Below are 25,373 nucleotides of genomic sequence, written 5' to 3'. Positions count from 1 at the left end.
CGATGAAGGATGTCGGCGGGTCGAAGCCCGCCTCCTCGTAGGCACCCGCCACGGCGTTGAAGACCGCGCCGGCGGACCCCGCCTCCACGAGCGCGAGCACGCACCCGCCGAAACCCCCGCCGGTCATCCGCGCGCCGTGCGCCCCCGCGGCGAGGACGGCGTCGACGGCGGCGTCCACCTGCGGCACCGTGATCTCGAAGTCGTCGCGCATCGACACGTGCGAGGCCGTCATCAGCGTCCCGGCCGACCGCGGGTCCGCGCCCGAGCGCAGCACGCCGACGAGCCGCATGACGCGGTCGTTCTCGGTGACGACGTGGCGCACCCGACGCCGCAGCAGGTCGTCCTCAAGCGTGGCCAGCCGATCCGTGAGCCCCTCCACGGGCACGTCCCGCAGCTCGCTCACCCCGAGCAGCTGGGCCCCGCGCGCACACGAGGCGTGCCGCTCGGCGTACTCCCCGTCGACGAGCGCATGCGGTGCCCGGGTGTCGATGACGAGCAGCGCCAGCCCGTGCTCCGCGAGCTCCAGGGGCACCTGCTCGATGTCCATCGAGCGCGTGTCGAGGAACATCAACGACCCCTCCTGCCCGTGCAGCGAGGCCATCTGGTCCATCACTCCGGTGGGGGCGCCGACGACGTCGTTCTCCGCGCGCCGCGCGGCGGCCGCCAGGGCGTCCCGGTCGAGGCCGAGCCCGGCGAGGTCGTCCCACGCGACGGCGACGGCGCACTCGATCGCGGCCGAGGATGACAGGCCCGCCCCGATCGGCACGTCGGAGTCGAGCACGACGTCCAGCCCGGGCACCCGGTGACCGGCCTGGGTGAGGGCCCACCCGACACCGGCGAGGTAGCCCAGCCACCCCTCCGGCGTCCCGGGAGCCACGTCGTCGAGGTCGATCTCAGCGGTACCCCCGGCGTGCAGCGAGTGCACCCGCAGGACCCGGTCCGAGCGGGCCCGGGCGGCGACGGCGGCGCCCTGCGGCAGCGCGAGCGGCAGCACGAATCCGCCCTGGTAGTCGGTGTGCTCGCCGATGAGGTTCACGCGGCCCGGCGCCCACCAGCAGCCCTGCGGCGCACCGCCGAAGACCTCCGCGAAGGCGGTGCGCGCTCGCTCCACCGGCGTCATGAGAGCACCTCTCCGTCCGGCACCGTCATCGGCCCGGTCAGGTGCACGTCGCCCTCGATCTGCACGCCGGCGCCGAAGGTCACCGGGCCGTCGACCCGCAGGCTGCGAGCGCTCCGCAGCCCAGGCGCCCCGCGGGGGAAGTGCCGCTCCAGGTCCGGCAGCTGCTTGTAGTGCTCCCGGTCGAGGGTGACGACAGGACCGGGGCCGGTGAAGGTCGGCTCCATGCGCCCGTCCCCGGTCAGCTCGTAGGCGTCGGAGCGTACGACGAGCAGGTCGTCCGTGGTCTTCACCGGAGCGAATCGGGTCCGCGGCACCTCGAGCGCCCGGGCCCCGGGGATCTCACCGATCGCCGCGCCCATGGCGGTCTCGAGCTGCAGCACGGGTGTGGAGTCCGGGTCCCGCGGATCGACGGTCTTGCGGTTGACGATGAGCGGCAGGTCCGGCCCGCCCGGTTGCTCGACCTGCAGCGCGCGCAGCGCCTCGAGGTCGATCCACAGGTTGTTCGAGTTGTAGTAGCGCCACCGGTCGACGTCGGTGAACGTGGCGTCCCCCTTCGGCACCTGCGCGGTCTCGCGGAGCACGACCTGTCCGTCCCGCAGCGCCAGGTGACCGCCCTTGCGGTCGGCGGCGGTGCCGCGCACCGCTTCCATGACGAAGGGGGCGTGCGTCGCCGCCATCCACGCGGGGATCCGCGCGTCCACGACGGCGCCGAGGTTGTCGGCATTGGAGGCGAAGAGCCACCGGACTCCGGCGTCGAGCAGCGCCTCGAGCGTGCCGCTCGCCGCCAGCGCCGTGTAGAGGTCGCCGTGCCCGGGCGGGCACCACTCCAGCGAGGGATCGGCCGGCCACTGCACCGGCATCTGGTCGTCGGCGCGCAGCTTCGGCTCCCGCCCCTGCAGGAAGTCCCGCGGCAGCGAGTCCTGCTGCGCCAGAGCCGGATACGCATCGAGCGCCGCGAGCGAGGGCTCCCGGGTGGTGCGGGAGTTCATCAGCAGCAGCGGCAGCCGGGTGCCGTGGCGCTCGCGCACCCCGAGCACCTGCGCGGCGAGCACGTCGAGGAAGCTGTTGCCCGGCTTGACCTGCAGCAGCGACTTCGGCGCCGTCAGGCCCATGCTCGTGCCGAGGCCACCGTTGACCTTGACCACGGCGACACGGTCCAGGAGATCGCGCGGATCCTCGGGCTCCGGCAGCTCCGCGAGCCGCGGCAGGTCCGGGAGCGGGGTGAGGCTCTCGCCCGGGAGCATGCCGGCGCCGGGGTCGGCGAGCTGGTCCAGCCGGCGACGCAGGCTGGAGAGCTCCGGGTCGGTCGCGCCGTCGGCCCGAGTGACCCGGAGCGTCGCCTCGATGTGCTCCGCGGGCACGTCAGTCGGAGCTGGTGGACCCGGGGGTCCCGAGCTCGCGCTTCTCCTGCGTCTCCAGCTCGTCCTCGTCGACCACGGTCGGGTTGACCTTCGCCCAGACGAAGAAGGCGATGCCGACGACCAGCAGGACCAGGCCGGTCCACAGGTTGGCCATGTCGTGGGTCTGGCCGCGGGTGGCGTCGCTGCTGCCCTGGAGGAAATGGACCAGCAGCAGGATGACGCCGTAGATCGCCAGCAGGGCGCCGATGATGTTGCGGATGTCGAAGGCACCGGCGGTGTGCCGTCGGGCGCCGTGCGCGCCGGGGGTCTTCTCGTTGCTCATGAGATCGGTGCCTTCCTCATCTGAAGATCACGTTGAGGACGATGACGCACACCAGGGAGAGCCCGGCGAGCTTCACAGGGGACTGCCAGGCGTGCGCCACCGGCTCACCGGCGAGGTCCGCCTTGGGGGTCAGCGAGTACACGAGGCCACGCAGCGCGGCCTCGTCCTTGGCCCGGCTGAACTGGGTGACGACGACGGAGATGACGATGTCCACCACGAAGGCGGCACCGGCCGCGACGAAGGCGGCACCCTGGCCGCCCAGGGGCAGCGCACCGATGCTGGCCGCGCCGAGCGCGTCCTGGGAGAGGATCGCGACGAACAGTGCCGCGAGGGTGCCTGCGACGAGCCCGGTCCAGCCGGCCGCCGGCGTCATCTTCTTCCAGAACATACCGAGGATGAAGGTGGCGAAGAGCGGCGCGTTGAAGAACCCGAAGAGGGTCTGCAGGTAGTCCATGATGTTGCTGTACTGACCCGCGAAGAGCGAGGTCCCGATGGCGATGACCGTCGCCACCACCGTGGCCCACCGCCCGAAGGACGTGTAGTACTCGTCCGGCTTGTCCTTCTGCACGTAGGTCTGCCAGATGTCGTAACTCATCACGGTGTTGAAGGCCGAGATGTTCGCTGCCATGCCCGCCATGAAGGCTGCCATGAGACCGGCGATCGCGACGCCGAGCAGGCCGTTGGGCAGCAGGTCGCGCATGAGCAGCAGCAGCGAGTCGTTGTACGTGACGTTGCCGCCGGTGCCGCCGTTGGCCTTGTACTTCGAGAGCTCCGGCACGATCACCGCGGCGATCATGCCGGGCAGGATGATGACGAAGGGGATGAACATCTTGGGGAAGGAACCGATGATCGGCGCCCGGCGGGCGGCGTTCATGTCCTTGCTCGCCATGGCCCGCTGGACCTCGACGAAGTTCGTCGTCCAGTAGCCGAAGGAGAGCACGAAGCCGAGCCCGAAGATGATCCCGACGACGGACCAGACGGGGGAGTCGAACTGCGTGAGCGAGGTGCCCGGCCAGGAGCTGAGCTGTCCCTCGTTCCCGGCGGCGGTCATCTTCGCCGTGAGGCCGTCCCAGCCCCCGACCTTGTTCAGCGCGAGGACGGTCAGCGGGGTCAGCGCGGCGACGATGACGAAGAACTGCAGCACCTCGTTGTAGATCGCCGCCGACAGTCCGCCGAGGGTGATGTAGGAGAGGACGACGACGGCCGCGACGACGGTCGAGACGAGGATCGGCCAGCCGAGGACGGTGTTGATGATCGTCGCGAGCAGGTAGAGGTTCACGCCCGCGATGAGCACCTGCGCGATGGCGAAGCTGATGGAGTTCACCAGGTGCGCGCCGGGTCCGAAACGGCGGAGCATGAACTCCGGGACCGAGCGGACCTTCGAGCCGTAGTAGAAGGGCATCATCACCACGGCGAGGAAGAGCATCGCCGGGATCGCGCCGATCCAGTAGTAGTGGAAGGTCGGCATGCCCAAGTCCGCGCCGGAGGCGGACATCCCCATGATCTCGACGGCACCGAGGTTCGCCGAGATGAAGGCCAGACCCGTCACCCACGCGGGAAGGGATCGCCCCGAGAGGAAGAAGTCCAGGCTGGTCGAGACCGACCGGCGGGCGACGAGGCCGATGGACAGGACGAACGCGAAGTAGATCGCGATCAGCAGGTAGTCCACCCAGCTGGCGTCGAGCCGCAGTGTGCTCGCCTCCATGATCATGTGCTCATCCCTTCCCGGGAGCAGATCGTTTGTGACCTCCGAACGTTACTCCCACAACGGGGCTCGTGGGTGGACGCCGTCCCGGTGTTGCGAAGGGGGCCCCGAGGGGGAGCAGGCTCAGGCGAGGTCGAGGCCCCGCCGCCCGGTCTCGTTGAGCGACTCGCGGGTGAAGCGACCGCTCCAGTCCCGCTCGTAGTGCTCCGCCGGGAAGTCCGACGGGCTGGACCCGGTGAGGAAGGCCTCGCGCACCGACTCCGCGTAGCGCTCGTTGCGCGGGCACCACGGCGCGGCGGGGATGTACATGACGTTGCCCCAGCCGCGCTGGTCGGTGACGGGCGCGACGCTGTGGATCATGTCGCAGTGCCACCAGACCGAGTCACCGGCGCGCACGTCGGGGATGCCGGTCAGGGCCTCGAGGACGTCAGCGTGCCAGCGCTCGCTCGCGGGGAAGACCTGCCCGGTCGTCACGCCGCACATCTCGTCCTCGGGCACGTCGTGCAGGAGCGGGCGCAGCATGAGGTAGGCCATGACCTCCGGGACGGGCACGGTGTGCAGCACGCCCTGGTCGTGGTCCATGTCCGAGAGCGCGGTCCAGCCCTGGAAGGTCCGGAAGGCCGAGCACATCGTGGAACCCGGGTACTGCGGACCGGTGGTGCGGTGCGCGGCGTCCCAGGGGTCGTAGGCCTCGACGTCCCCGTCGAAGAGGTGCCGGAAGGCCTGCTGGTACTCCGAGGTCATCCACAGGTCGAGGGTGCCCGGATCGGAGTGGGTGCCGAGCCCGCCGGAGTCGGTGCCCGGGGGGCGACGCCGGATGCGGTCGGGGTAGAGCGCGTCGCGCTCGGGGTCGAACCACTGCCGGCCCTCGGACTCGTGGCGCCAGAAGGAGTTGAGGAAGGACTGGACCCGCGCCATCCGATCGCTCTGGCGGGCCTCCATCTGCGGCCCGGACCAGTAGATGGGGTAGATCTCCGGCGTCGAGCCGACGCTGCCGAAGAAGTCGTCGCCGGGGCCGCGGTAGTTCTCGAAGAAGGAGTTGCGCTCGACGTAGTCGACGACGCCCGCGTCCCAGGCCAGCGCCTGCTCGCGCTCGAAGTGGCCCCGCACGACGAGGCAGCCGCGGCGGGAGACCAGCTCGCGCTGCTCGTCGGTGACGGTCCCGGCGGCGATGTCGTCGTAGTCGATCGTGGGCCAGACCGGCTCGCCGGCCTCGCGGGCGGCGACCACCTCACGCACCCGGGGGAGCACACGGGACTCGACGGCGGCGAAGGCCTCTTCGACGCTGCGGCCCGAGGCCTCGATGCGCTCCCGGAGCGCCGGCTTGATCTCGCGGATCGCTGCGGCCAGGTCCGCCGGCTCGGTCTGCCAGTGCGGCAGGGCGGGCAGGGTCTGCCGGCTCGCGGTGGTGGTCACGCCGAACTCCTTTGGTCAATGTCCTTAACTTGAATCAAGGTAGCAGCGCCTTGACCTTTGGGCAAGAGTCCTGACTGAATGACCGCGTGCCCACCCGACCTTCCCCGGAGCTGCTGCGCTCGGTGACCGACGAGACCGTCCTGCGTGCCGTCATGGTCGGCGGGGCCCACACCCGCGCCGAGCTGGCCGTCGAGACCGGGCTGTCCAAGCCGACCGCCTCGGAGAGCGTGCGCCGACTGACCGAGGCGGGCCTGCTGCGCGACACCGGCGAACGCACCACCGGTCGTGGTCGGGTCGGGACCTACTACTCGCTCTCCCCGGAGTGCGGCCACGCCCTTGCCGTCACCATCGACCCCGCAGCGGTGGTCGCCGAGGCCGTGGACCCCTTCGGCGACGTGGTGGCCCGTGCGGAGGAGACGCTCTCGCCCGGGGCCAGTCGGGAGAGCGTCGCCACGGCCCTCACGACGGTGGCGAAGGGGGTGACCGCCGGCCTCGCGGGGCCGGTCCGCAGCGTCGTGGTCGGCGCCGCCGACCCGGTCGACCGGGAGAGCGGCCGGCTCGTCCACCTGCCGGAGATGCCTTTCCTCGTCGGTGACCTCGACCCGGTGGCGGTGCTGTCCCCCTTCGTCGCAGGGCAGGTCCTCGTCGACAACGACGTGAACTGGTCCGCGCGGGCAGAGCTCGCCGCCGCCCCCGCCGCCGGGGACGTGCTGCTGCTGCATCTCGGTGAGGGGCTCGGCGGGGCGGTCGTCAGCGACGGCGAGGTGCGTCGCGGCGGCCAGGGGCTGGCCGGCGAGGTCGCCCACGTGGTCACGGTCGGTCCGGGCGGGAGGGCGATGCCCTTCACCCGGGTCCTCGCCGAGCTGGGCTTGCGGCAGGCTGGTTCGACCGCGGTCGACGTCGAGCTGCTGCTGGAGCGGGTGGACGCCGGGGGCCCCACGGCCGAGCAGCTGCTGGAGGACCTCGGCGCCGCGGTCGGCGGGGTGATCGCCGCGGCCGTCGGTCTGCTCGACCCGCGGGAGGTCCTGCTCGGCGGTCCCTGGGGGAGCCACCCCGCCGTGCTGGCCGCGGTCGCGAGCGAGTGCGCCGGGTCGGACCGGCCGGTCCCGATCCGGGCCGCGCAGGTGGTCGATCCGGTGCTCACGGGTGTGCGCGCGCACGCGGTCGAGGAGCTGCGCCGGCTCGTCATCGCCGAGCGGTGAGAAGCGGGGGCCCCTCCTCCCGGGGGCGTCTTCCCCCAGGTTACGCGCGGGTACGACGGGCACTCACCGACGAGCTCCGATGCCGAACCCCGGAATTCCGGGGTTCTTCGTCCGCTCGACCTGACGAGTGCCCGTCGTACCCGCGAGTAGTACCTGCCCTGGTGGGGCTGGAGGAGAGGTCCGCGAGGGATTTGCGCTCCGACGCGACGACGTCCTCGCCGATGGCGACGGGGTAGTCGCCGGCGGGCAACCCCCTTCGCCTCGTGGTGGCCTGCTGGTGGGTGAAGGTCCACGGGTGGCGCGCACGAGGAGGGTAGGGCGGCTGCCCTCCTCGTGCGCGCCATGACGACGTCGTCGACCACGTCACCAGTGGGACCGATCGCGCACTCGCGTCAGAAGGCCTTGTCCAGCACGGCGAGGAGCCCCTTGGCCAGGTCCTGCGCGTCGGACGCGGCCGAGAGCACCGCGGAGGCGGAGCGCACGGACGTCTCCCACGCCGATCCCTCGCGCTCACGCCACGCGGGCACGAGATCGCCGATGAGGGCCTGCCGGTCAGCAGGTGGCACGTCGTCGGCCATGAGGACGAAGGAGACGAGGTCGGTCAGCTCCAAACGGAGCAGCTCACCGGCCAGCTCACGGCGCACGGCGATCCGCTCCGCCCGCAGCCGTTCGACGAAGCGCTCCCGCAGGTACCGCGAGTCGATGGCCAGGTGCACATCCGTGGACGGCTCGGTCCGGTGCACTTCAAAGGATTTGATGACGGCTGCGAGGTAGTCGTCCCCGATCGACTCCTGGTCCAGGCGGTAGCGCAGGGTGCGCACTCGTGAGACCGGGACCTTGAGCCGTGCGGCGATCTGACCGTCACCGGCCGTGGCGTCCAGCGAGCCGGTGGCCATGAGCAGCCGGAAGACCTTGAACTCCAGCTCCGACTTGGCGATCGACCCCCACGGCGCACCGAGGACCTCCTCCTCGAAGATGGCCCATGCCGCCGCAGGCGGCTGCCGCACTTCGCCCCGGTCCGCAGATGGCGTGTCCATGCACCGATCCTGCCAGTCCCTCGGTCGCCGGGGCGTGCGGAAGGTCCGGTTGGGCGGGCCGGGGTCGTAGCCTCAGGCCATGGGCGAGACGACGGCCATCGCGACGGTCCAGATCGACACCGAGGTGATGCGGGTGACCGAGTGGCGCTTCCCACCGGGCACCAGGACCGGGATGCACACCCATGAGCTCGACTACGTCGTGGTCCCCACGGTCGCGGGCACCCTCCGGGTGGTGACGCCGGACGAGGAGTTTGACAACGAGCTCGTGGTGGGTGCGTCCTACACCCGGCCCAGGGGGAGCACCCACGACATCGTCAACGACTCCGACGCGGAGTGTGCCTTCGTCGAGGTCGAGGTCAAGTGACGCGGGGCTCGACCCGACGTCACTTCCCGGAATCCCGGCCGCCCGGCTGCAGCAGCACCTTGGAGTAGCCCTCCTCGCGATCGTCGAAGCGCTGGTACGCGTCCGGGGCCTCGGAGAGCGGTCGCTCCTGGGAGACGACGAAGCTCGGCTCCGCGCGGCCCTCGATGATCAGGTCCCGCAGGAAGTGCGCGTACTGCTTGGCGTCGGCCTGGCCGGTGCCCATCCGCTGCCCCTTCTCGAAGAAGGACCCGACCTTGAAGAGCAGCTCGCCCTTGGCGGAGTGCTCGTCGGGGGCACCCGGGTCGGACGGTAGGTAGAGGCCGACGACGCCGATCGACCCGGTGGGCCGGACCGTCTCGACGAGCTGGTTGAGCACGAGCGCCGGCTGCTCCTCGCCCCCTTCGGCCGTGGCCTGGTACCCGACGGCGTCCACGCCGCGGTCGACGCCGTCGGCGCCGAGCGCATCGGCGATCTGCTCCGGCGGGGACCCCTTCGAGAAGTCGATCGGCTCGGCCCCGATCTGCTCGGCGAGGTCGAGGCGGGAGGGGATCTTGTCGACGCACAAGATCCGGCTGGCGCCCTTGAGACGGGCGGCGTAGGCGGCCATCAGCCCCACCGGTCCGGCGCCGTAGACCGCCACGGTGTCACCGGGACGAACGCCCGCGAGCTCGGTGCCGTGGTAGCCGGTGGGGAAGATGTCGGCGAGCAGCGCGAAGTCCTGCTCGTGCTCGGAACCCTCCGGCAGCGGAACGCAGTTGTAGTCGGCGAAGGGCACCCGCAGGTACTCGGCCTGACCGCCCCCGAACGGCCCCATGCCCACGTACCCGTAGGCTCCACCGGCACCCGGCGGGTTCACGGTTAGGCAGAAGGCGCTCTTGCCGGCACGGCAGTTCTCGCAGAACCCGCAGGCGACGTTGAAGGGCATGACGACCCGGTCGCCCTTCCGGACCGAGGCGACCCCCGACCCGACCTCCTCGACGATCCCCATGTTCTCGTGGCCGAAGGTCATGCCCGGCTCGGCATCGGTACGGCCCTCGTACATGTGCAGGTCGGATCCGCAGATCGCGCTCGTGGTCACCCGGACCAGGACGTCGGTCGGGTCCTCGACGCGAGCGTCCTCCACGTCCTCGACGGCCACCTCGTACGGCCCGTGGTACACGACCGCCCTCATCGCCCGCCCCCTTCGCGCGCGCAGTGCGCGCAGCAGTAGAAGCGCCCGTCCGCCTCCGTGCCGTGCCCGATGACGGCGCACCCGCAGTGCTCGCAGCGCGGGGCCACCGCGTGGATCGCGCACTCGAAGCTGTCGAAGGTGTGCGTCGCTCCTGCGAGCACCACGTCGAAACTCTTGTCGTAGTCGTTCCCACAGACCTCGCACACGGCCATGGCCTGATCACTCCTTCATTCGGTGTCAGACCGGCACTACCCGGTGGCGCACCGGTCATGCCCGGAGCGCCACCGGGGCCGTGGCCCGTGCTCAGTCGGTGACGGTGAAGTCGATCGTCTCGGTGCTCGTGTTGCCGTAGCGGTCGGTGCTCGTCACCTCGGCGGTGTGCTCGCCGGCGGCCAGGTCGGTCGGCAGCTGCAGCCGCCACAGGTGCATCGAGCTGTCGGCCACGCTGCCGCCGTGGACGAGCTGCTCCTGCACCGCGACCGGGTCGGACCACAGGGCGCCGACCCTGCGGGCCTCACCCGTCATCGGCTGGGTGCGGGTCGCCTCCTTCGCCTCGCCGCCGTCAACGGCGATCGTGACGCCGCTGCCGGTGGAGCCGGCGAAGACGTTCGCCGTGAGGTACGTGCCCTCCGCCAGGTCCTCGCTCGAGACGCGGTTCGGCTCCGCCAGCTCCGGCGCGCCGCCGTCCGCCTCGCGGTGGGCCTCGAACCACTCGCGGTACCGCGGCGTGTTGACCCCGACGTTCATCTGGGTGCTCTCGTCGCCACCGGTGACGGTGAAGCGCTCGCTGCGCCCGTCCGGTCGCGACTGGAGGGTCAGCACGCCCGGCCGGGCGCCGTCCCGCTGCAGCGCGGTCGGCACGCCCGCCTCGCCGAGCCGGCCGGAGTACCAGTCACCCGAGATCGCGCCGGCGGTGATGTGGCTGTGCCCGCCGAGGGCGATCGCCTCGTGGCCGGCGACGATCTCGTGGACCTCCTTGGTCTCCTGCACCTGGTGCGTGCTCTCGGCCTGGTCGACGTAGTCCACGAGCGGGATGTGCGCGGCGAGCACGACGGTCTTCTGCTTCGGCACCGTGGCGATGTCCTGGCGCAGCCACTCCAGCTGATCCTCGCCGAGGCCGCCGTAGTAGTCCGCGCCGGCCGCGTACTGCACGCTGTCGAGCGCGACGACGTGCATGTTGCCGACGTCGTAGGAGTAGTAGTCCGCGCCGAACTGCGAGCGGTAGGTGTCGAAGCGGTGCTCGCTGGAGGCGTCGTAGTCCAGGTCGTGGTTGCCCGGCAGCATCCGGACGGGGCCGTTGACCATGCTCGTCAGCCCGCGGGTCTGGTCGTACAGCGAGAGGTCGTCGCCGACGATGTCACCCAGGAACAGTGCCCCGCAGCCGGCGTAGTCGTCGCGCTGCGCGAGGTCGGTGAAGGCCCCCGTGCGCGCGTACTCCACCTCCTGCCGGGTGTAGGTCTGCACGTCGCCGCCGATGATGCAGTTCTGCTGCGGCACCTTGGTCTGCTGCGAGCGCGCCATCGGGAAGTTCACCGCGTCGGGCAGCTCACCGGTCGGCTCGATGCCGCCGTACTTCAGGTCGGGGGAACCCGTCGGCAGGTGGACGTAGGAGAACTGCGCGATGTTGTCCTCGTCCACCGGCACCTGGTAGCCGGCCGGCTGGGTGACGAAGACATTGGTGTTCTCGTCGACGGACAGCTCGTAGCGGCCCTTGGCGTCGGTCGTGACGACCTCGCGGCCGTTCGAGACGCTCACGCCCTTGATCCCGCGCTCGCCACGTTCTGGTTGCGGTCCTCGAAGACGACCCCGTCGAGGGTCTGCTGGTCGGCGTCGGGGCCGGGCACGACCTCCACCTCCCCTTGGTAGGTCCCGCCCTTCCCCTGCGAAGGGGAGGCCGGCGCGGCCTGGGCGGATGTGGCATTGGCGGGGGCCGCGTGCGTGGGCGCTGCGGCGACGGGGATCGCTGCGAGGCAGAGGGTGAGGGCGCCGGTGGCGATCGGCGCGATGGTCCTGGTCGGCGTCAGGGGCATGCCTGTGTCCTCCATGTGTGGTGACGGCCGCGGGGTGCGGCCGCCGTCCACCGTGGTGGCGGCATGTGAACCGGCCGTGATCGCGGGCGCCGGTGCACGCGACGGGCCGGGTGGAGCCCGGTGAAATCCCCGTCAGGAAACCGTCAGCGTCCTCAGCCGCCGAGCTCGAGCAGCAGGACGCTGACGAGTTGACCTCGGTCAGTCCTCGGAGGGGGTGATGACCAGCTTGCCGACGTGCTGGCGAGTCGCCAGGTCGGCCTGTGCCGCACCCGCCTCGGCGAGCGGGTAGGTCGCGGCGACGACGGGCCGCACGTCACCACGACGGGCGACCTCGGCAAGCATCCGGAAGTGCGCGGGCGTGTGCATGCTCGACCCGATCAGGGCGATGTTGTGCAGGTACAGCCGACGGATGTCCAGGTCCACGGCGTACCCGCCGAGGGCGCCCGCGACGACCCAACGGCCGCCGACGAACCGTGGGCACGCCGGTGGCGAGGCCGGGCCCGGCGACGACGTCGAGGACCGCGTCGACCCCCTCGGGCGCGATGCGGCCGACCTGCTCCCAGACGTCGCCGGCCCGGTCGACGACGTGGTCGGCGCCGGCGCTCGCGACCTGGTCGACCTTGGCGGTGCTCGTGACCGCGATCGTGCGGGTGCCGCGGGCGGCCGCGAGCTGCACCAGCGCCAGGCCGACCCCGCCGGAGGCCCCGGTGACGACGACCGTCTCGTCGGCGTGCACGCGCCCCCGCTCCATCATCCCGAGCGCGGTGCCGTACGCGGTCGGCAGGCAGGCGAGCTGCTCGTCCGTGAGGGGCGTGCCCTCGACGAGGTGCACGCGGTCGGCCGCCGCCACGACGTACTGCGCGTACCCTCCGTCGCGCTCGCTGCCGAGCAGACCGATCGGGTTCGCGTCCTCCCCCTCGTCGTCGTAGAGGGCCGGGTCGATCAGCACGCGTCGGCCCAGCAGGGACTCGTCGCCACCGCGGCCCGTGGCGCACACCCGCCCGGCGATGTCCGCGCCCTGGATGCGGGGGAAGGTGATCGGCCCGCGCCACCCGGCCAGCGCCGTCGGGTCGCCGGGCAGGCCGTAGGCGCCCTCGCGGGTCCACACGTCGGTGTTGTTCAGCGCCAACCGCCGCGACCTCGACGAGGACCTCGTCGGGTCCGGGTGTCGGCACCGGCACCGTCACGTGCTCCAGCACCTCGGCGCCGCCGTGCCGGGGCAGGCGGACCGCGCGCATCAGGGAGGAGGCGGGCACGTGCTTCACAGGGCTCCTTGTCTTCTCCGTTGGCGTCTCCCCATGATGGATCAGCCGGTTCGGGCCGCGACAGGGCCCACCGCGACGAGACGAGGAGACGTGGCATGGAGCAGGGAGTGGTCCCCGCGGGAGACATCGACATCCACTACCGCAAGGTCGGTGACCACGGCGGCCCGGCATGGGTGCTGGTCCACGGCATCGGGGAGGACGGCTCGTCGTGGGCCGAGGTCCAGGACCTGCTCCGGCCGCACGTGACCAGCTACGCGATCGATGTGCGCGGGCACGGCAGGAGCCCGCTGGGCGCGGCCGACGGCAGCCTGGCGCAGCTGGCCGGTGACGTCCTCGGCTTCGTGGAGGCGGTCGGGCCGAGCGTGCTCGTCGGCTTCTCCATGGGCGGGGCCGTGGTCCTGTCGGCGGCGACGTCCGGTGACCCCCTGGTGCGCAGGGCGGTCGGTCTGGGGACGAGCAGCGTGGTCGGTCGCCGGGCGGCGGAGTCCTTCCTCGCCGACGCCACCGCGATCGAGGCGAAGGGGGCCGCCGCGGCCCGGGAGGCGGCCGGCCGGCTCCTCACGGCCGCCGTGCACCATCCACCACGGGACTGGGCGGCGCGGCGGGCCGCGCGTCTGGACGCCTTGGGCGACGGGGCCGGTTACGCCAACGGCGCCCGCGCGATGGCTTCCATGGCGCCGGCGCCCATCACCCCAGCACTCGGTGACATCACCGTCCCGGTGGACCTGCTCGTGGGCGAGGAGGACGACGTCTGCCCGAGGAAGGCCGCCGAGATCATCGTCGAGGCCCTCCCCGACGCGCGCATCCGGGACCTGCCCGGAGTGGGCCACTTCGCGGCCGTGGAGGATCCCCGCGGCCTGGCGGACGCCCTCCTCGCGACCCGTCGCTGACGAGCGCGCCGTGCCGGGCGGCCCGTCAGGCGCCGACCTGCAGGACCACGGCCCCGGCTGCGACGGCCAGCACGGCCGCCCGTTCCGTGGCTGTCAGCTTCTCCTTCAGGAGCAGCCCGCCGAGGAGGGCCCCCCAGACCACGCTCGTCTCGCGCAGCGCCGCGACCAGGGCCAGTGGTGCCCGGCTCTGGGCCCACACCGTGGTGCCGTAGGAGATCACCGAGAAGACGCCACCGAGCAGCCCGACGGGTGCGTGCGTCCACATCCGTCCCCAGAAGGTCCTGCCGGCCTGCCAGCGGCACAAGAGGAGGAGCGTCGGCGCCTGCAGCGCGAACATCCAGCCGATGTACGCCCCCGTGTCGCCCGCGATCCGCACGCCCACGCCATCGCTGAGGCTGTAGCAGGCGATGACCAGGCCGGCGGACAGCGCCAGCACCAGGCCGGTGTCGGCCCGGGGGAGGCCGCGCGCGCAGGCGAGCAGCGCGATCCCGCCCACCAGCACGCCCAGCCCGAGCCAGGAGAGCGGACTCAGGCGCTCCGCGAGGACGGTTACCGCGACGGCCGTCACCACCACGGGTGAGGTCCCGCGCAGGATCGGGTAGAGACGCGAGAGGTCTCCGTGGGCGTAGGAGTGGGTCAGCAGGACGAGGTAGGTCGCCTGCAGCAGCGCGGAGGCGACCAGGTAGGGCCACGAGGCGGGGGCGGGGACGCCGAAGAGGCCGATCAGCACGAGTCCGAAGGCCCCGTTGACCGTCCCGATCAGCGCGGAGGACACCCACCGGTCACCGATCGACTTGGCCATGGCGTTCCACGCCGCGTGCAGCACCGCGGTGCCGAGCACGAGCAGGAGGACGCCCTGGATGCCGATGGTCACGTCAGCCGCGCGGGACCTGCACCGCCGGGGTGCCGGGTCCCGCTCATTCGTCGGGCAGCAGGTCGGTCCGCCCGAACATCACGGCGGTCTCCCGGGCCGTGGGGTGGCCCGCGTCGAGGTCGGCCCGGTGCTCCAGGAGCACCGAGATGACGTCCCCCTCACCCTTGAAGACGGCGCCGGCAACCGGCGCCTGGCCGCGGTCGTTGAGCCGGTCCACGTCGGCGCCACGCTGCGCGAGCGCACGGACGAGGTCGGCGTGCCCGTGGTAGGCGGCGAGCATGAGCAGGGTGTTGCCGTCCGGGTCGGCGAGGTCGACCGGCGCGCCGGCGTCGACGTAGGCGGCCAGGCGATCGACCTGCCCCTCGCGGGCCCAGTCGAAGAGCTGGTGGGCCAGCTCGAGGGTCTCCTCCGAGGGGCCGTCCGCAGGAGGATCGGGGTGCTCGGTCATGGTCCCAGTGTGGTCGACGGTCTCGCCCCCCGCGAGGGGGGCGAAGTCCCCCTTCGTCGACGCCCGGAGCGGATACTCGTGGCATGCGCGTCGACCTCGAGGCCGATACGAGCCGCGCCGTGGCACTCTGTGCCGCTGCCGAGCAGCGCGGCGCCGAGATCGAGGAGGGCTCCCGGCGGAGGGCTGGCCCAACGCCGGCTTCACGGGCGGAGGCAGCACGCCGGTCCCGGCTGCCCGGCGCACCGGCTGCGGGAGGTGGAGATGCACCACGTCGACCTGGGGCTGAGCAGGCCAACCGACCGGCTGGTGGGGTCACCGCCCCGGGAGGCAGACCGCGCCCTCCGAGGCGGACCCGACGAGTGCGGCGTACTTGGCCAGGACTCCGGCGCTCGTGCCGGGCGGGCGCTCCCACCGGGCGCGGCGCGACTCCAGCTCCGTCTCGGCCACCTCGAGGTCGAGGGTGTGGGTGGCCAGGTCGAGCGAGATCGTGTCGCCGTCGCGCACGAGTGCGATCGGGCCGCCGTCGACCGACTCCGGCGCCACGTGCGCGATGCAGTTGCCGGTCGTCCCGCCGGAGAAGCGCCCGTCCGTGATGAGCAGGGTCGATTCCCCGATGCCGGCACCCTTCACGGCTCCGGTGATGGCGAGCATCTCCCGCATCCCCGGACCGCCGCGCGGTCCCTCCTGCCGGATGATGATGGCGCACCCGTCCTCGATGTCGCCGGCGGCCAGCGCGTCGAGCGCCGCGCGCTCCCCCTCGAAGACGCGGGCGGGCCCGCGGAAGGTCTGGTAGGAGAAGCCGGGGGCCTTGGCCACCGCGCCGTCCGGGGCGAGGCTGCCGCGCAGCACGGCCAGTCCGCCGGTGGTCCGGTAGGGGCGATCGGAGCCGTACAGCACGTGCCCGTCCGGCAGCGGCGGGTCGATGTGGGCGAGGTTCTCGGCGACCGTGCGCCCGGTGACGGTCAGCGCGTCCCCGTGCAGCAGACCGGCGTCCAGCAGCACCCGCATGACGACCGGGATGCCGCCGACGTGGTCCACGTCGCGCATCACGTGCTGCCCGAAGGGCTTGACGTCTGCCAGCAGCGGGGTGCGGGCGGAGATCTCGGCGAAGCGGTCGAGGGTCAGCGGCACGCCGGCCTCGTTCGCGATGCCGAGCAGGTGCAGCACGGCGTTGGTCGAGCCGCCGAGCGACATGAGCACGGTGATGGCGTTCTCGAAGGCCGCCGTGGTCAGCACGTCCCGCACGGTGATGCCGGCCCGCAGCATCTCGACCACCGCGGCACCGGAGTCGCGGGCGATGACCGTGCGGCGCTTGTCCGCCGAAGGGGGCGAGGCGCTCCCCGGCAGCGAGAGCCCGAGCGCCTCGCCCATGCTCGCCATCGTGTTGGCGGTGTACATGCCGGCGCAGGCGCCCTCACCGGGGCAGAAGGAACGCTCGACGATGTCGGCGTCCTCCTGCTCGATCCGGCCGGCCTGGCAGGCGCCGACCGCCTCGAAGGCGTCGATGATCGTGATCTCCCGGTCCGAGCCGTCGAGCATCCGGGCCAGTCCCGGCATGGCGGTGCCGGCGTAGACGAAGACCGAGGCCAGGCCGAGCCGGGCGGCGGCCATCATCATCCCGGGCAGGGACTTGTCGCAGCCGGCGAAGAGCACCGAGCCGTCGAGGCGCTCGGCCTGCATCACCGTCTCGACCGAGTCGGCGATGACCTCGCGGGAGACGAGGGAGTAGTGCATCCCGTCGTGTCCCATGGAGATCCCGTCCGAGACCGAGATCGTGCCGAACTCCATCGGCACCCCCGAGGCCTCGCGGACCCCGTCCTTGGCCGCGGCCGCGAGGCGTTGCAGCGAGAGGTTGCAGGGAGTGATCTCGTTCCAGCTGGACCCGATGCCGATCTGTGGCTTGTCGAAGTCCTCCTCCCCGAACCCGACCGCGCGCAGCATCCCGCGCGCGGCGGTTCGCTCCAGACCGTCGGTGACCTCCCACGAGCGGGGTTTCATCCGGTTGCGGAGGGCCGTGCTCGGGTCGGTCTGCGAGGACATCGTGGTCATCCTTCCGGTGGGGATCACACCTTCTCGAGCGTAGCGCTCACGCTGATCTTGGCCCCGGCGAAGAGTCGGGAGACCGGGCAGAGCGCGGCGGCCTCGTCGACGACCGAGGTGAAGCCTGCCTCGTCGATGCCCTCCACGACCGCCGTGACGGTGATCCTCGAGGTGGTCACCGTCGGCTTGCCCTCGACCTCCTCGAGGGAGACCGTCGCCTCGACGTCGAGCTTCGTCGGGGGCGTCTGGTTCTCCCCGAGACAGAGGGACAGGGCCATCGAGAAGCACGAGGAGTGGGCGGCCGCGAGCAGCTCCTCGGGGCTGGACTTGCCGCCCGGGGCCTCGGTGCGCGAGGCCCACGTGATCTGCTGGTCGTCCAGCGCCCCGCTGCTGGAGCCGCGCAGGGTCCCGGTCCCGGAGGCCAGCGGCCCCTCCCAGGTCGTCGTGGTGGTGCGGTCGGCGATGCTCATGCTGATCCCTTCTCTCGTCTCACATTTACACCCAATGTAGCCGTGAAAAATGCGAGCGTCGATGGCTCCGTCGGCGCGGCCGGGCCGGGCTCAGCCGAAGGCCTCCGCAGCGGCGTCGACGAAGGCGTCGAGGTCTCCGGGGTTGCGGCTGGTGACGAGGGTGAAGTTCCCCGCGGTGCAGGTGTGGGCCTCCTCGTCGACCCACGTGCCGCCCGCGTTCCGGATGTCGGTCTGCAGCGAGGGGAACGAGGTCAGTGTCCTGCGCTGCACGACATCGGCCTCGACGAGGGCCCACGGTCCGTGGCAGATCGCCGCGATCGGCTTGCCGGCTCCGGCGACGGACCGGACGAACCCGACGGCGTCGGACTCCAGCCGCAGCCGGTCGGCATTGGTCGTCCCACCCGGCAGGACGAGGGCGTCGTAGTCGTCGGGGTCGGCCTCGCCGAGCACGACGTCGGTCTCGAAGGTGTCCGCCTTCTCGACGTCGTTGGTGAAGGCCTGGACGGTTCCCGCCTCGGGGGCGATGAGGGTCATCCGTGCGCCGGCGCCGGAGAGCGCCTGCCACGGAGTGGTGAGCTCGACCTGCTCCACGCCGGAGTTGGCGAGCAGGACGGCCACCTTCGTGCCACTGAGGTCCTGCATGACTGTTCCTCCTGTTGGGTGTCGGAGTGCTCGTGCGGGTCTCAGATCGACTGTGCGGTCAACGGGATGCGCCCACCGGCGAGCACCATGTCGACCTGCCGGTCGGAGAGCGTGTGGTGCAGGCCGACCTCTCGTCCGCCGATGGTCGCGGTGAGCCCCCGGCCGGAGCGAAGGGCGTCGTGCAGCCCCTCCAGGACGACCTCGTCGTCGACGGAGACGGCCTGCAGGTCCTCGGGGTCGTCCAGCTCGAGCGGCACGATCCCGAAGTTCGTGAGGTTCTGCCAGTGGATGCGGGCGAAGGAGACCGCGATGACCGCGCGCAGGCCGAGATAGCGCGGCCCGATGACGGCGTGCTCCCGGGAGGACCCCTGCCCGTAGTTCTCCCCGGCGAGGACCACGTGGCCGTGCTCGGCCCCCTTCGTCCGCTGCGCGTAGGACCCGTCGATCCGGCTGAAGGAGAACTGCGAGATCTTCGGGATGTTGCTGCGGAAGGGGAGTACCCGGGAGCCGGCCGGCATGATCTCGTCGGTGGAGACGTCGTCGCCCATGACGAGCAGGACCGGCACCGACAGGTCGTCCTCGACCGGATCGAACTGCGGCAACGTGGAGATGTTCGGCCCCTTGACCAGCTCGACCCGCTCGGCCTCCTCCGGCGGCAGCGGCTCCTCGAGCATCCCCGCGACGGTGCTGTAGCGGTCGGGCATGGTCGGGCGCGGGTAGGTGAGGTCGTGGCTCTCGGTCAGGGTGCGCGGGTCGGTGATCCGCCCGGTCAGTGCCGCGGCCGCGGCGGTCTCCGGCGAGCAGAGCCACACCGAGTCCTCCTCGCTCCCGGAGCGGCCGGGGAAGTTGCGCGGCATCGTTCGAAGGGAGCTCCGGCCGGTCGCCGGCGCCTGCCCCATGCCGATGCAGCCCAGGCAGCCGGACTGGTGGATGCGTGCCCCTGAGGCCACGAGCGAGGTGAGCCACCCCCCGGAGATCAGGTCGGCGAGGACCTCCCGGGAGGTGGGGTTGATGTCGACCGAGACGCCGGAGTGGGACTGCCGACCCTGAAGGATCTCGGCGACGACGGCGAAGTCGCGCAGGCCCGGGTTCGCGGACGAGCCGACGACGACCTGGCTGACCTCCTCGCCGGCGGCCTCGGCGACGGGCACGACGTTGCCGGGGGAGGACGGCATGGCGATGAGCGGCTCCAGCCCGGAGAGGTCGATGTGCTCGGTGAGGTCGTACTCGGCGCCCTCGTCCGCGACGAGTCGGGTGAAGTCCTTCGAGCGGCCGACCGCCTCCAGGTAGTCCAGGGCGGCGTCGTCGGCAGGGAAGACGCTGGCCGTCGCGCCGAGCTCGGCGCCCATGTTGGCGATGACGTGCCGGTCCATCGCGGTGAGCTGCTCCAGCCCCGGCCCGTGGTACTCGATGACCCGGCCGACGCCACCCGTGACGCCGTGGCGGCGCAGCATCTCCAGGACGACGTCCTTGGCCGACACCCAGTCGGGCAGCTCACCGGTCAGCTCGACGCCCCACACCTGCGGCATCGCGACGTAGAGCGGCTGACCGGCCATCGCCATGGCCACCTCGAGGCCACCGACGCCGACGGCGAGCATGCCGAGGGCCCCGGCCGCGCAAGTGTGGGAGTCCGAGCCGATGAGGGTGGTCCCGGGGCGGCCGAAGTGGGCCTGGTGGACGGGGTGGGAGACGCCGTTGCCGGCCTTCGAGAACCACACGCCGAAACGCTCGGCGGCGGATTGCAGGAAGGCGTGGTCGTCGGGGTTCTTCTCGTCGGTCTGCAGCAGGTTGTGGTCGACGTACTGCACCGACAGCTCGGTGCGCACCCGGTCCAGGCCGAGGGACTCCAGCTCGAGCATGACCATCGTGCCGGTCGCGTCCTGGGTGAGGGTCTGGTCCACGGACAGGCCGATCTCGGTGCCCGGCTCCATCACCCCCTCGACCAGGTGGTTCGCGATGAGCTTCTGGGCGACGTTGCGTGCCACTGGTGCACCTCCTGACTCCACCCTAGGCGCGGCGAAGTTCCTTCGACAGGCCCTCGAGCAGCCGCAGCCACAGCTCGGAGGCGGACGGGAAGGACGGCACGGCGTGCCGCAGCAGGTGCACCGGCACCGTGCCGACGATCGCGATCGTCGCGCCGTGCACGAGCTCACCCGCCTCCGGTCCGACGAAGGTCGCCCCGAGCAGCACGCCGTCGGCCCGGTCGACGACGATCGACGCCCGACCGGTGACGTCGTCGCGCAGCAGCGCACCGCCGGCCGCGCCGGAGAACGGCACCTCGTTCGTCGCCACGTCGTGGCCCGCGTCCCGGGCCGCCTGCTCCGTCAGCCCGACCGTCCCGAGCTGCGGGTCGGTGAAGACGACCTGTGGCACGGGCACGTCCGTCGGGACGGGCTCGACCGGGCGGCCGGTCTCCTCCGCCGCGATGCCTCCCCCGAGCACCCGGGCGCGGTACTTGCCCCAGTGCGTCAGTGGCGCCTCACCCCCGGCGTCACCGAGCGGGTGCAGCCACTCCGGACGTCGTCCGGCGGTCACGTCCTCGGGGGAGAGCCCGACCGCCTCGAGCCCGATGTCACCGAGGCGGGGGCGACGGCCGGTGGCGACGAGCAGCTCGTCCGCCTCGACCGTGCCGCCCGCGGTCGTGAGCGTCACCGGGCCGCCGTGCACCCGGCCGACGCCGGTGTCCTCGCCGGCGGGCCGAGTGACCTCCGTGGCCTCGGTCGACAGGCGCACGTCCACCCCCTTCGCGCGAAGGGAGTCGGCCACCACCTCCCCGACGAAGGGCTCCTGCCCGGCGAGGAGGCCGGACCCGCGGACCAGCATCGTCACGTGTGCGCCGAGCGCGGCCATCCACGTCGCGGCCTCGCATGCGACGACCCCACCGCCGATGACCGCCAGCCGGTCGGGGACCTCCGTCACGGCGGTGGCGTCGCGCGACCCCCACGGGTGGGCGTCGCGGTACGGCGGGGGGACGACGGGTTCGCTGCCGGTCGCGATGACCACGGCGCGCCGGGCGCGCAGGCGACGGGTCCCCCCCTTCGAGGCTCCTTCGTCGCGCCGCCCACGCGGAGCGTGGGACCCGAGTGCACCGCCTTCGCCCTCCACCTCGACCTCGCGCTCACCGACCAGTCGCCCGTGTCCGCGGACCGGCGTGATCCCGGCCCCCTCGACCCAGTCGTACTGCCCGGAGTCGTCGTAGTGGGAGACCCACGCGTCCCGACGTGCGAGCAGGTCGTCGCGCTCGAGCCTGCCCGGGTCCATCCCCTGCAGGTGGGCGCTGGTGTCCGCCACGGCCGCCGGTCGCAGCAGCGCCTTGCTCGGGATGCACGCCCAGTAGGAGCACTCGCCGCCGAACCGCTCCCCCTCCACGATCGCGGCGGTGACGTCGGAGTCCTCCATCGCATACTGGGCGAGGTTCTCCCCGACGGGGCCGCCCCCGAGGACGATGACGTCGAACTCGGCGGTCTCGATGCCTTCCGCTGGCATGGTCATGCCCGGGGCTCTACCCGCGGATCCCCTTCGCGATACCGCTGACGCAGCACCTTTTTGTCGAACTTGCCGACCGAGGTGCGCGGGACCTCCTCGATGAAGGCGAAGGCGTCGGGCAGCTGCCACTTCGCGAAGTCCTTGGCCAGATGCTCGCGCAGCTCCGCGGCGGTGACGCTCGCTCCCTGCCTGACGACGACGTTCGCCAGTGGGCGCTCCTGCCACTTCTCGTCCGGGATGCCGACGACGGCGGCCTCGAGCACCGCCTCGTGCCCCATGAGCGCGTTCTCCAGGTCGACCGAGGAGATCCACTCCCCGCCGGACTTGATGACGTCCTTCGCGCGGTCGGTCAGGGTGATGTACCCGAGGTCGTCGAGGGTGCCGACGTCGCCGGTCCGCAGCCAGCCGTCGTCGAACTTCTCCTCCGCCTCGGGATCGCTCGTGTTGTAGTACCCGGCGGTCACCCACGGGCCCCGGACCTCGAGCTCGCCGACCGCTTCCCCGTCGCGCGGCAGGACGGTGCCGTCGTCCCCGACGATGCGGCCCTCGACGCCGCAGAGCAGCCGACCGGCGGTGCCCTTGTAGCGCCACGCATCATCGCCCTCGGCCCCGAGCGGGACGTTCGCCACCGAGGCCACCGGTGAGGTCTCGGTCATGCCCCAGGCCTGGACCATCTCGAGGCCGTGGCGTTCGCGCAGGGCCTGCATCAGGGAGACCGGCACGGCCGATCCTCCGCACAGGATCGTGCGCAGGGAGTCCAGCTCCACGTCGGGGTGGTCGTCGAGGTAGGTGAGCACGTCGTTCCACACCGTCGGGACCGCGCCGGAGACCGTCGGTCGGCTCTCGGTGATGAAGCGCACGAGCGGCTCGGCCTGCAGCCAGCGGTCGGGCATGCACAGCGAGGCGCCGCTCATGATCGCGGCATAGGCCAGGCCCCACGCGTTGGCGTGGAACATCGGCACGATCGGGAGCACCCGGTCGGTGAAGGTCAGGCCGCCGACGTTGCCGGTGCACGAGGCGAAGGCGTGCAGGTAGGCGGAGCGGTGGCTGTAGACGACCCCCTTCGGGTTGCCGGTGGTGCCGCTCGTGTAGCACATGGCCGCGGCGTCGTGCTCGTCCGGCTCCGGCCAGTCGAAGGTCTCCTCCTGCGCTGCGAGCAGGTCCTCGTAGAGGAGCACCTCCTTGCCGGAGGAGCGAAGGGAGTCCAGGTCGGCGTCGGCGGCGTCCGGGCCGGCGACGAGGACGTGGGTGATGGTCTCCATGGCCGGCAGCTGCGGCGCGAGCAGCCCGACGAGGGAGTCGTCGACGATGACCACCCGGTCCTCGGCGTGGTTGGCCGTGTAGACCAGCTGTTCGGGGAAGAGGCGGATGTTCAGGGTGTGCAGGACCGCGCCCATCGAGGGGATCGCCAGGTAGGCCTCGAGGTGCTCGGCGTTGTTCCACTGGAAGGTCGCCACCCGCTGGTCGCCCTCGATCCCGAGGGAGCGCAGCCCGTGGGCGAGCTGTGCGACGCGGGTGCCGAGCTGGGCGTAGGAGATCGAGCGGGTCCCGTCGGCGGTGGCGGTGACCACCTCGGAGTCGGGATGGACGCCCGTCCCGTGCCGCATGAGGGAGGCGATGGTCAGCTGGTAGTCCTGCATCGTGCTCTTCATGCACCCATGTAACTGGGTGCCGGTCCCCGGGTCCACCCTTTGCGCCTAACGAATCAGCGAAGCGGCCGCTCCGCCTCGTGCCGCGCGCGGATCGCCTGGGGTGCGTACTCCGGGTGGTTCATGTCGAAGACCGGCCGCTCGGAACGGATCGGTGGCAGCGAGTGGAAGTTGTGCCGGGGAGGTGGGCAGCTCGTCGCCCACTCGAGGGTGTTGCCGTAGCCCCACGGGTCGTTCGAGTCGACCGTCGGCGCGCTGACGTGTGTCTTCCACAGGTTGTAGAAGAAGGGCAGGAAGCTCACCGCGAGGATGAGCGAGCCGACCGTGGAGATCTGGTTCGCCAGCTGGAACCCGTCCTCGGGCAGGTAGTCCGCATACCGGCGCGGCATGCCCTGCACCCCGAGCCAGTGCTGGATGAGGAAGGTCGTGTGGAAGCCGACGAACACGAGGGCGAAGTGGACGTAGCCGAGTCGCTCGTCGAGCATCTTCCCGGTCCACTTCGGCCACCAGAAGTACGTGCCGCCGAAGAAGGAGAAGACGATCGTGCCGAAGAGGACGTAGTGGAAGTGGGCCACGACGAAGTACGTGTCGTGCACGTGGAAGTCCAGGGCGGGGCTCGCCAGGATCACGCCGGTGAGACCGCCGAAGAGGAAGGTCACGATGAAGCCGAGGGCCCAGACCATGGGGGTGCTGAAGACGAGCTTGCCGCGCCACATGGTCCCGATCCAGTTGAAGAACTTCACGCCCGTGGGCACCGCGATGGCCATCGTCATGATCGCGAAGAAGGGCAGGAAGACCTGACCGGTCGCGAACATGTGGTGCGCCCAGACCGAGACCGAGAGCAGGGCGATGGCGATGGTCGCGAAGACCAGGCTCTTGTACCCGAACATCGGCTTGCGCGAGAAGACCGGGAAGATCTCGGAGACGATCCCGAAGAAGGGCAGCGCGAGGATGTAGACCTCCGGGTGCCCGAAGAACCAGAACAGGTGCTGCCACAGCAGGGCGCCCCCGCTGGTCGGGTCGAAGATCATCCCGTCGAAGCGCCGGTCGATGCCGAGGGCGATGAGCGCGGCGGCCAGCACCGGGAAGGCGATGAGCACCATGATCGAGGTGATCAACGTGTTCCACGTGAAGATCGGCATCCGGAACATCGTCATGCCGGGCGCCCGCATGCACAGGATGGTCGTGATGAGGTTGACCGAGGCCAGGATGGTGCCGAATCCCGCGAGGGCCAGACCCCAGACCCACAGGTCCCCACCGAGGCCGGGGCTGTACGTGGTGCTGGACAACGGGCTGTAGGAGGTCCAGCCGAAGGAGGCCGCCCCTCCGGGGGTGAGCAGCCCGGCCCCGGCGATGATCCCCCCGAAGAGGAAGACCCAGTAGGAGAACATGTTCAGCCGGGGGGAAGGCGACATCCGGCGACCCGATGTGCAACGGGACGATGGCGTTCGCGATCCCGTTGAAGAAGGGGGTCCCGAAGAGCAGCAGCATGATCGTGCCGTGCATGGTGAACATCTCGTTGTACTGCTCGGGGTTGTCCACCACCTGCAGGCCCGGCTCCCACAGCTCGAGACGCATCACCAGCGCCATCATCCCGGCGAGGAGGAACCAGATGAAGGTGGTCACCATGTAGAGGTTGCCGACCACCTTGTGGTCGGTGCTGGTGATGATGCTGAAGAACTTGGTTCCCGCGCTCCGCCGGTGTGCCAGCGTTCGTTCCGAGACCACCCGCTCTTCGGTGGTCCTGGCGAGTGCGCCCGATGCGCTGGACATCCCGATCCCCTTCCTCGCGGCGGGAACTGCCACTGGTGCGCTACCCGGGTGGCGTCGGCGCACTCGCCGGATGTGCTGATGATTGATTTCTTCGCCCGCGGGTAGCGC

The 25,373-nt window shown here is 71.4% G+C and carries 23 protein-coding genes and 1 pseudogene; 3 read left to right on the top strand and 21 right to left on the bottom strand.

Annotated features, from left to right (window positions below; all coding sequences use genetic code 11):
• The 5 genes from galK to JCO01S_RS03330 all read right to left on the bottom strand — a co-directional run.
• A partial coding sequence (galK, locus tag JCO01S_RS03350; protein WP_068250665.1) for a galactokinase occupies positions 1 to 1,120 on the bottom strand: 1,120 nt, incomplete at its 3' end.
• Positions 1,117 to 2,481: a UTP--glucose-1-phosphate uridylyltransferase gene (locus JCO01S_RS03345; protein WP_068250661.1), complete on the bottom strand. Its 1,365-nt coding sequence runs from the start codon at positions 2,479 to 2,481 to the stop codon at positions 1,117 to 1,119. The genes JCO01S_RS03345 and galK, both read right to left, overlap by 4 nt.
• Position 2,482: 1 nt before the next feature.
• A complete protein-coding gene (locus JCO01S_RS03340; RefSeq protein WP_068250658.1) occupies positions 2,483 to 2,803 on the bottom strand; it encodes a hypothetical protein in 321 nt (106 codons plus the stop codon).
• Between the two features lie 16 nt (positions 2,804 to 2,819).
• A complete protein-coding gene (locus JCO01S_RS03335; protein ID WP_068250708.1) occupies positions 2,820 to 4,508 on the bottom strand; it encodes a sodium:solute symporter family protein in 1,689 nt (562 codons plus the stop codon).
• A 123-nt stretch (positions 4,509 to 4,631) separates the two neighbouring features.
• Entirely contained in the window at positions 4,632 to 5,924 is a 1,293-nt protein-coding gene (locus JCO01S_RS03330; protein ID WP_068250655.1) for a DUF1479 domain-containing protein, read from the bottom strand.
• A gap of 86 nt (positions 5,925 to 6,010) precedes the next feature.
• Here JCO01S_RS03330 and JCO01S_RS03325 point away from each other — a divergent pair, with 86 nt between their 5' ends.
• Positions 6,011 to 7,126, top strand: a complete 1,116-nt coding sequence (locus JCO01S_RS03325) for an ROK family transcriptional regulator (protein WP_068250653.1) — start codon at positions 6,011 to 6,013, stop codon at positions 7,124 to 7,126.
• A 392-nt stretch (positions 7,127 to 7,518) separates the two neighbouring features.
• Here the strand turns inward: JCO01S_RS03325 and JCO01S_RS03320 are convergent, their stop codons facing one another.
• A complete protein-coding gene (locus JCO01S_RS03320) occupies positions 7,519 to 8,163 on the bottom strand; it encodes a hypothetical protein (RefSeq protein WP_157074456.1) in 645 nt (214 codons plus the stop codon).
• 79 nt (positions 8,164 to 8,242) lie between these two features.
• On the opposite strand from JCO01S_RS03320, the gene JCO01S_RS03315 reads away from it, so the two are divergent.
• Entirely contained in the window at positions 8,243 to 8,527 is a 285-nt protein-coding gene (locus JCO01S_RS03315) for a cupin domain-containing protein (protein ID WP_068250647.1), read from the top strand.
• Positions 8,528 to 8,546: 19 nt separating this feature from the next.
• Here the strand turns inward: JCO01S_RS03315 and JCO01S_RS03310 are convergent, their stop codons facing one another.
• The 6 genes from JCO01S_RS03310 to JCO01S_RS03295 form a co-directional block, all read right to left on the bottom strand.
• A complete protein-coding gene (locus JCO01S_RS03310; RefSeq protein WP_068250644.1) occupies positions 8,547 to 9,698 on the bottom strand; it encodes a glutathione-independent formaldehyde dehydrogenase in 1,152 nt (383 codons plus the stop codon).
• Complete coding sequence (locus JCO01S_RS03305; RefSeq protein ID WP_068250640.1) at positions 9,695 to 9,910, bottom strand: metallothionein; 216 nt, start codon at positions 9,908 to 9,910, stop codon at positions 9,695 to 9,697. Before JCO01S_RS03305 ends, JCO01S_RS03310 begins: the two co-directional genes overlap by 4 nt.
• A 91-nt stretch (positions 9,911 to 10,001) precedes the next feature.
• A complete protein-coding gene (locus tag JCO01S_RS03300; protein WP_245634315.1) occupies positions 10,002 to 11,453 on the bottom strand; it encodes a calcineurin-like phosphoesterase C-terminal domain-containing protein in 1,452 nt (483 codons plus the stop codon).
• Positions 11,450 to 11,728 carry a hypothetical protein gene (locus JCO01S_RS16170; RefSeq protein WP_245634314.1) on the bottom strand — a complete coding sequence of 93 codons (279 nt, stop codon included), beginning with the start codon at positions 11,726 to 11,728 and terminating at the stop codon, positions 11,450 to 11,452. Before JCO01S_RS16170 ends, JCO01S_RS03300 begins: the two co-directional genes overlap by 4 nt.
• A gap of 198 nt (positions 11,729 to 11,926) precedes the next feature.
• Complete coding sequence (locus JCO01S_RS16060) at positions 11,927 to 12,040, bottom strand: zinc-binding dehydrogenase (protein ID WP_245634313.1); 114 nt, start codon at positions 12,038 to 12,040, stop codon at positions 11,927 to 11,929.
• Between the two features lies 1 nt (position 12,041).
• Complete coding sequence (locus JCO01S_RS03295; protein ID WP_218002212.1) at positions 12,042 to 12,857, bottom strand: zinc-binding dehydrogenase; 816 nt, start codon at positions 12,855 to 12,857, stop codon at positions 12,042 to 12,044.
• A 231-nt stretch (positions 12,858 to 13,088) separates the two neighbouring features.
• Between JCO01S_RS03295 and JCO01S_RS03290 the strand changes: the two genes are divergently transcribed.
• On the top strand, positions 13,089 to 13,883 hold the full coding sequence (locus tag JCO01S_RS03290; RefSeq protein ID WP_068250637.1) for an alpha/beta fold hydrolase: 795 nt from the start codon (positions 13,089 to 13,091) through the stop codon (positions 13,881 to 13,883).
• A 25-nt stretch (positions 13,884 to 13,908) separates the two neighbouring features.
• Here the strand turns inward: JCO01S_RS03290 and JCO01S_RS03285 are convergent, their stop codons facing one another.
• From JCO01S_RS03285 to ctaD, 9 genes and pseudogenes are all read right to left on the bottom strand, one after another.
• Positions 13,909 to 14,757, bottom strand: a complete 849-nt coding sequence (locus JCO01S_RS03285) for an EamA family transporter (protein WP_068250635.1) — start codon at positions 14,755 to 14,757, stop codon at positions 13,909 to 13,911.
• A gap of 43 nt (positions 14,758 to 14,800) precedes the next feature.
• Positions 14,801 to 15,205 (bottom strand): ankyrin repeat domain-containing protein, encoded by a 405-nt coding sequence (locus tag JCO01S_RS03280; RefSeq protein WP_068250632.1) that lies wholly within the window; start codon positions 15,203 to 15,205, stop codon positions 14,801 to 14,803.
• 312 nt (positions 15,206 to 15,517) lie between these two features.
• Complete coding sequence (gene ilvD, locus JCO01S_RS03275) at positions 15,518 to 17,254, bottom strand: dihydroxy-acid dehydratase (RefSeq protein WP_218002216.1); 1,737 nt, start codon at positions 17,252 to 17,254, stop codon at positions 15,518 to 15,520.
• 14 nt (positions 17,255 to 17,268) lie between these two features.
• Positions 17,269 to 17,715: an OsmC family peroxiredoxin gene (locus tag JCO01S_RS03270; protein ID WP_068250630.1), complete on the bottom strand. Its 447-nt coding sequence runs from the start codon at positions 17,713 to 17,715 to the stop codon at positions 17,269 to 17,271.
• Positions 17,716 to 17,805: 90 nt separating this feature from the next.
• Positions 17,806 to 18,357: a type 1 glutamine amidotransferase domain-containing protein gene (locus tag JCO01S_RS03265; RefSeq protein ID WP_068250628.1), complete on the bottom strand. Its 552-nt coding sequence runs from the start codon at positions 18,355 to 18,357 to the stop codon at positions 17,806 to 17,808.
• Positions 18,358 to 18,398: 41 nt separating this feature from the next.
• Positions 18,399 to 20,342 (bottom strand): aconitate hydratase, encoded by a 1,944-nt coding sequence (locus tag JCO01S_RS03260; RefSeq protein ID WP_068250625.1) that lies wholly within the window; start codon positions 20,340 to 20,342, stop codon positions 18,399 to 18,401.
• Between the two features lie 22 nt (positions 20,343 to 20,364).
• A complete protein-coding gene (locus JCO01S_RS03255) occupies positions 20,365 to 21,849 on the bottom strand; it encodes a dihydrolipoyl dehydrogenase family protein (protein ID WP_068250617.1) in 1,485 nt (494 codons plus the stop codon).
• On the bottom strand, positions 21,846 to 23,495 hold the full coding sequence (locus JCO01S_RS03250) for a fatty acid--CoA ligase (protein ID WP_068250614.1): 1,650 nt from the start codon (positions 23,493 to 23,495) through the stop codon (positions 21,846 to 21,848). Before JCO01S_RS03250 ends, JCO01S_RS03255 begins: the two co-directional genes overlap by 4 nt.
• Before the next feature lie 53 nt (positions 23,496 to 23,548).
• A pseudogene (gene ctaD / locus JCO01S_RS03245) lies at positions 23,549 to 25,265 on the bottom strand (aa3-type cytochrome oxidase subunit I).
• Between the last annotated feature and the right edge of the window lie 108 nt (positions 25,266 to 25,373).

Origin of the sequence: Janibacter corallicola NBRC 107790 (assembly GCF_001570965.1) — a bacterium.
GTDB classification, from domain to species: Bacteria; Actinomycetota; Actinomycetes; order Actinomycetales; family Dermatophilaceae; genus Janibacter; species Janibacter corallicola.
Note: the sequence above shows the minus strand (reverse complement) of the source record. Positions and strands in the feature narration are given on the sequence as shown.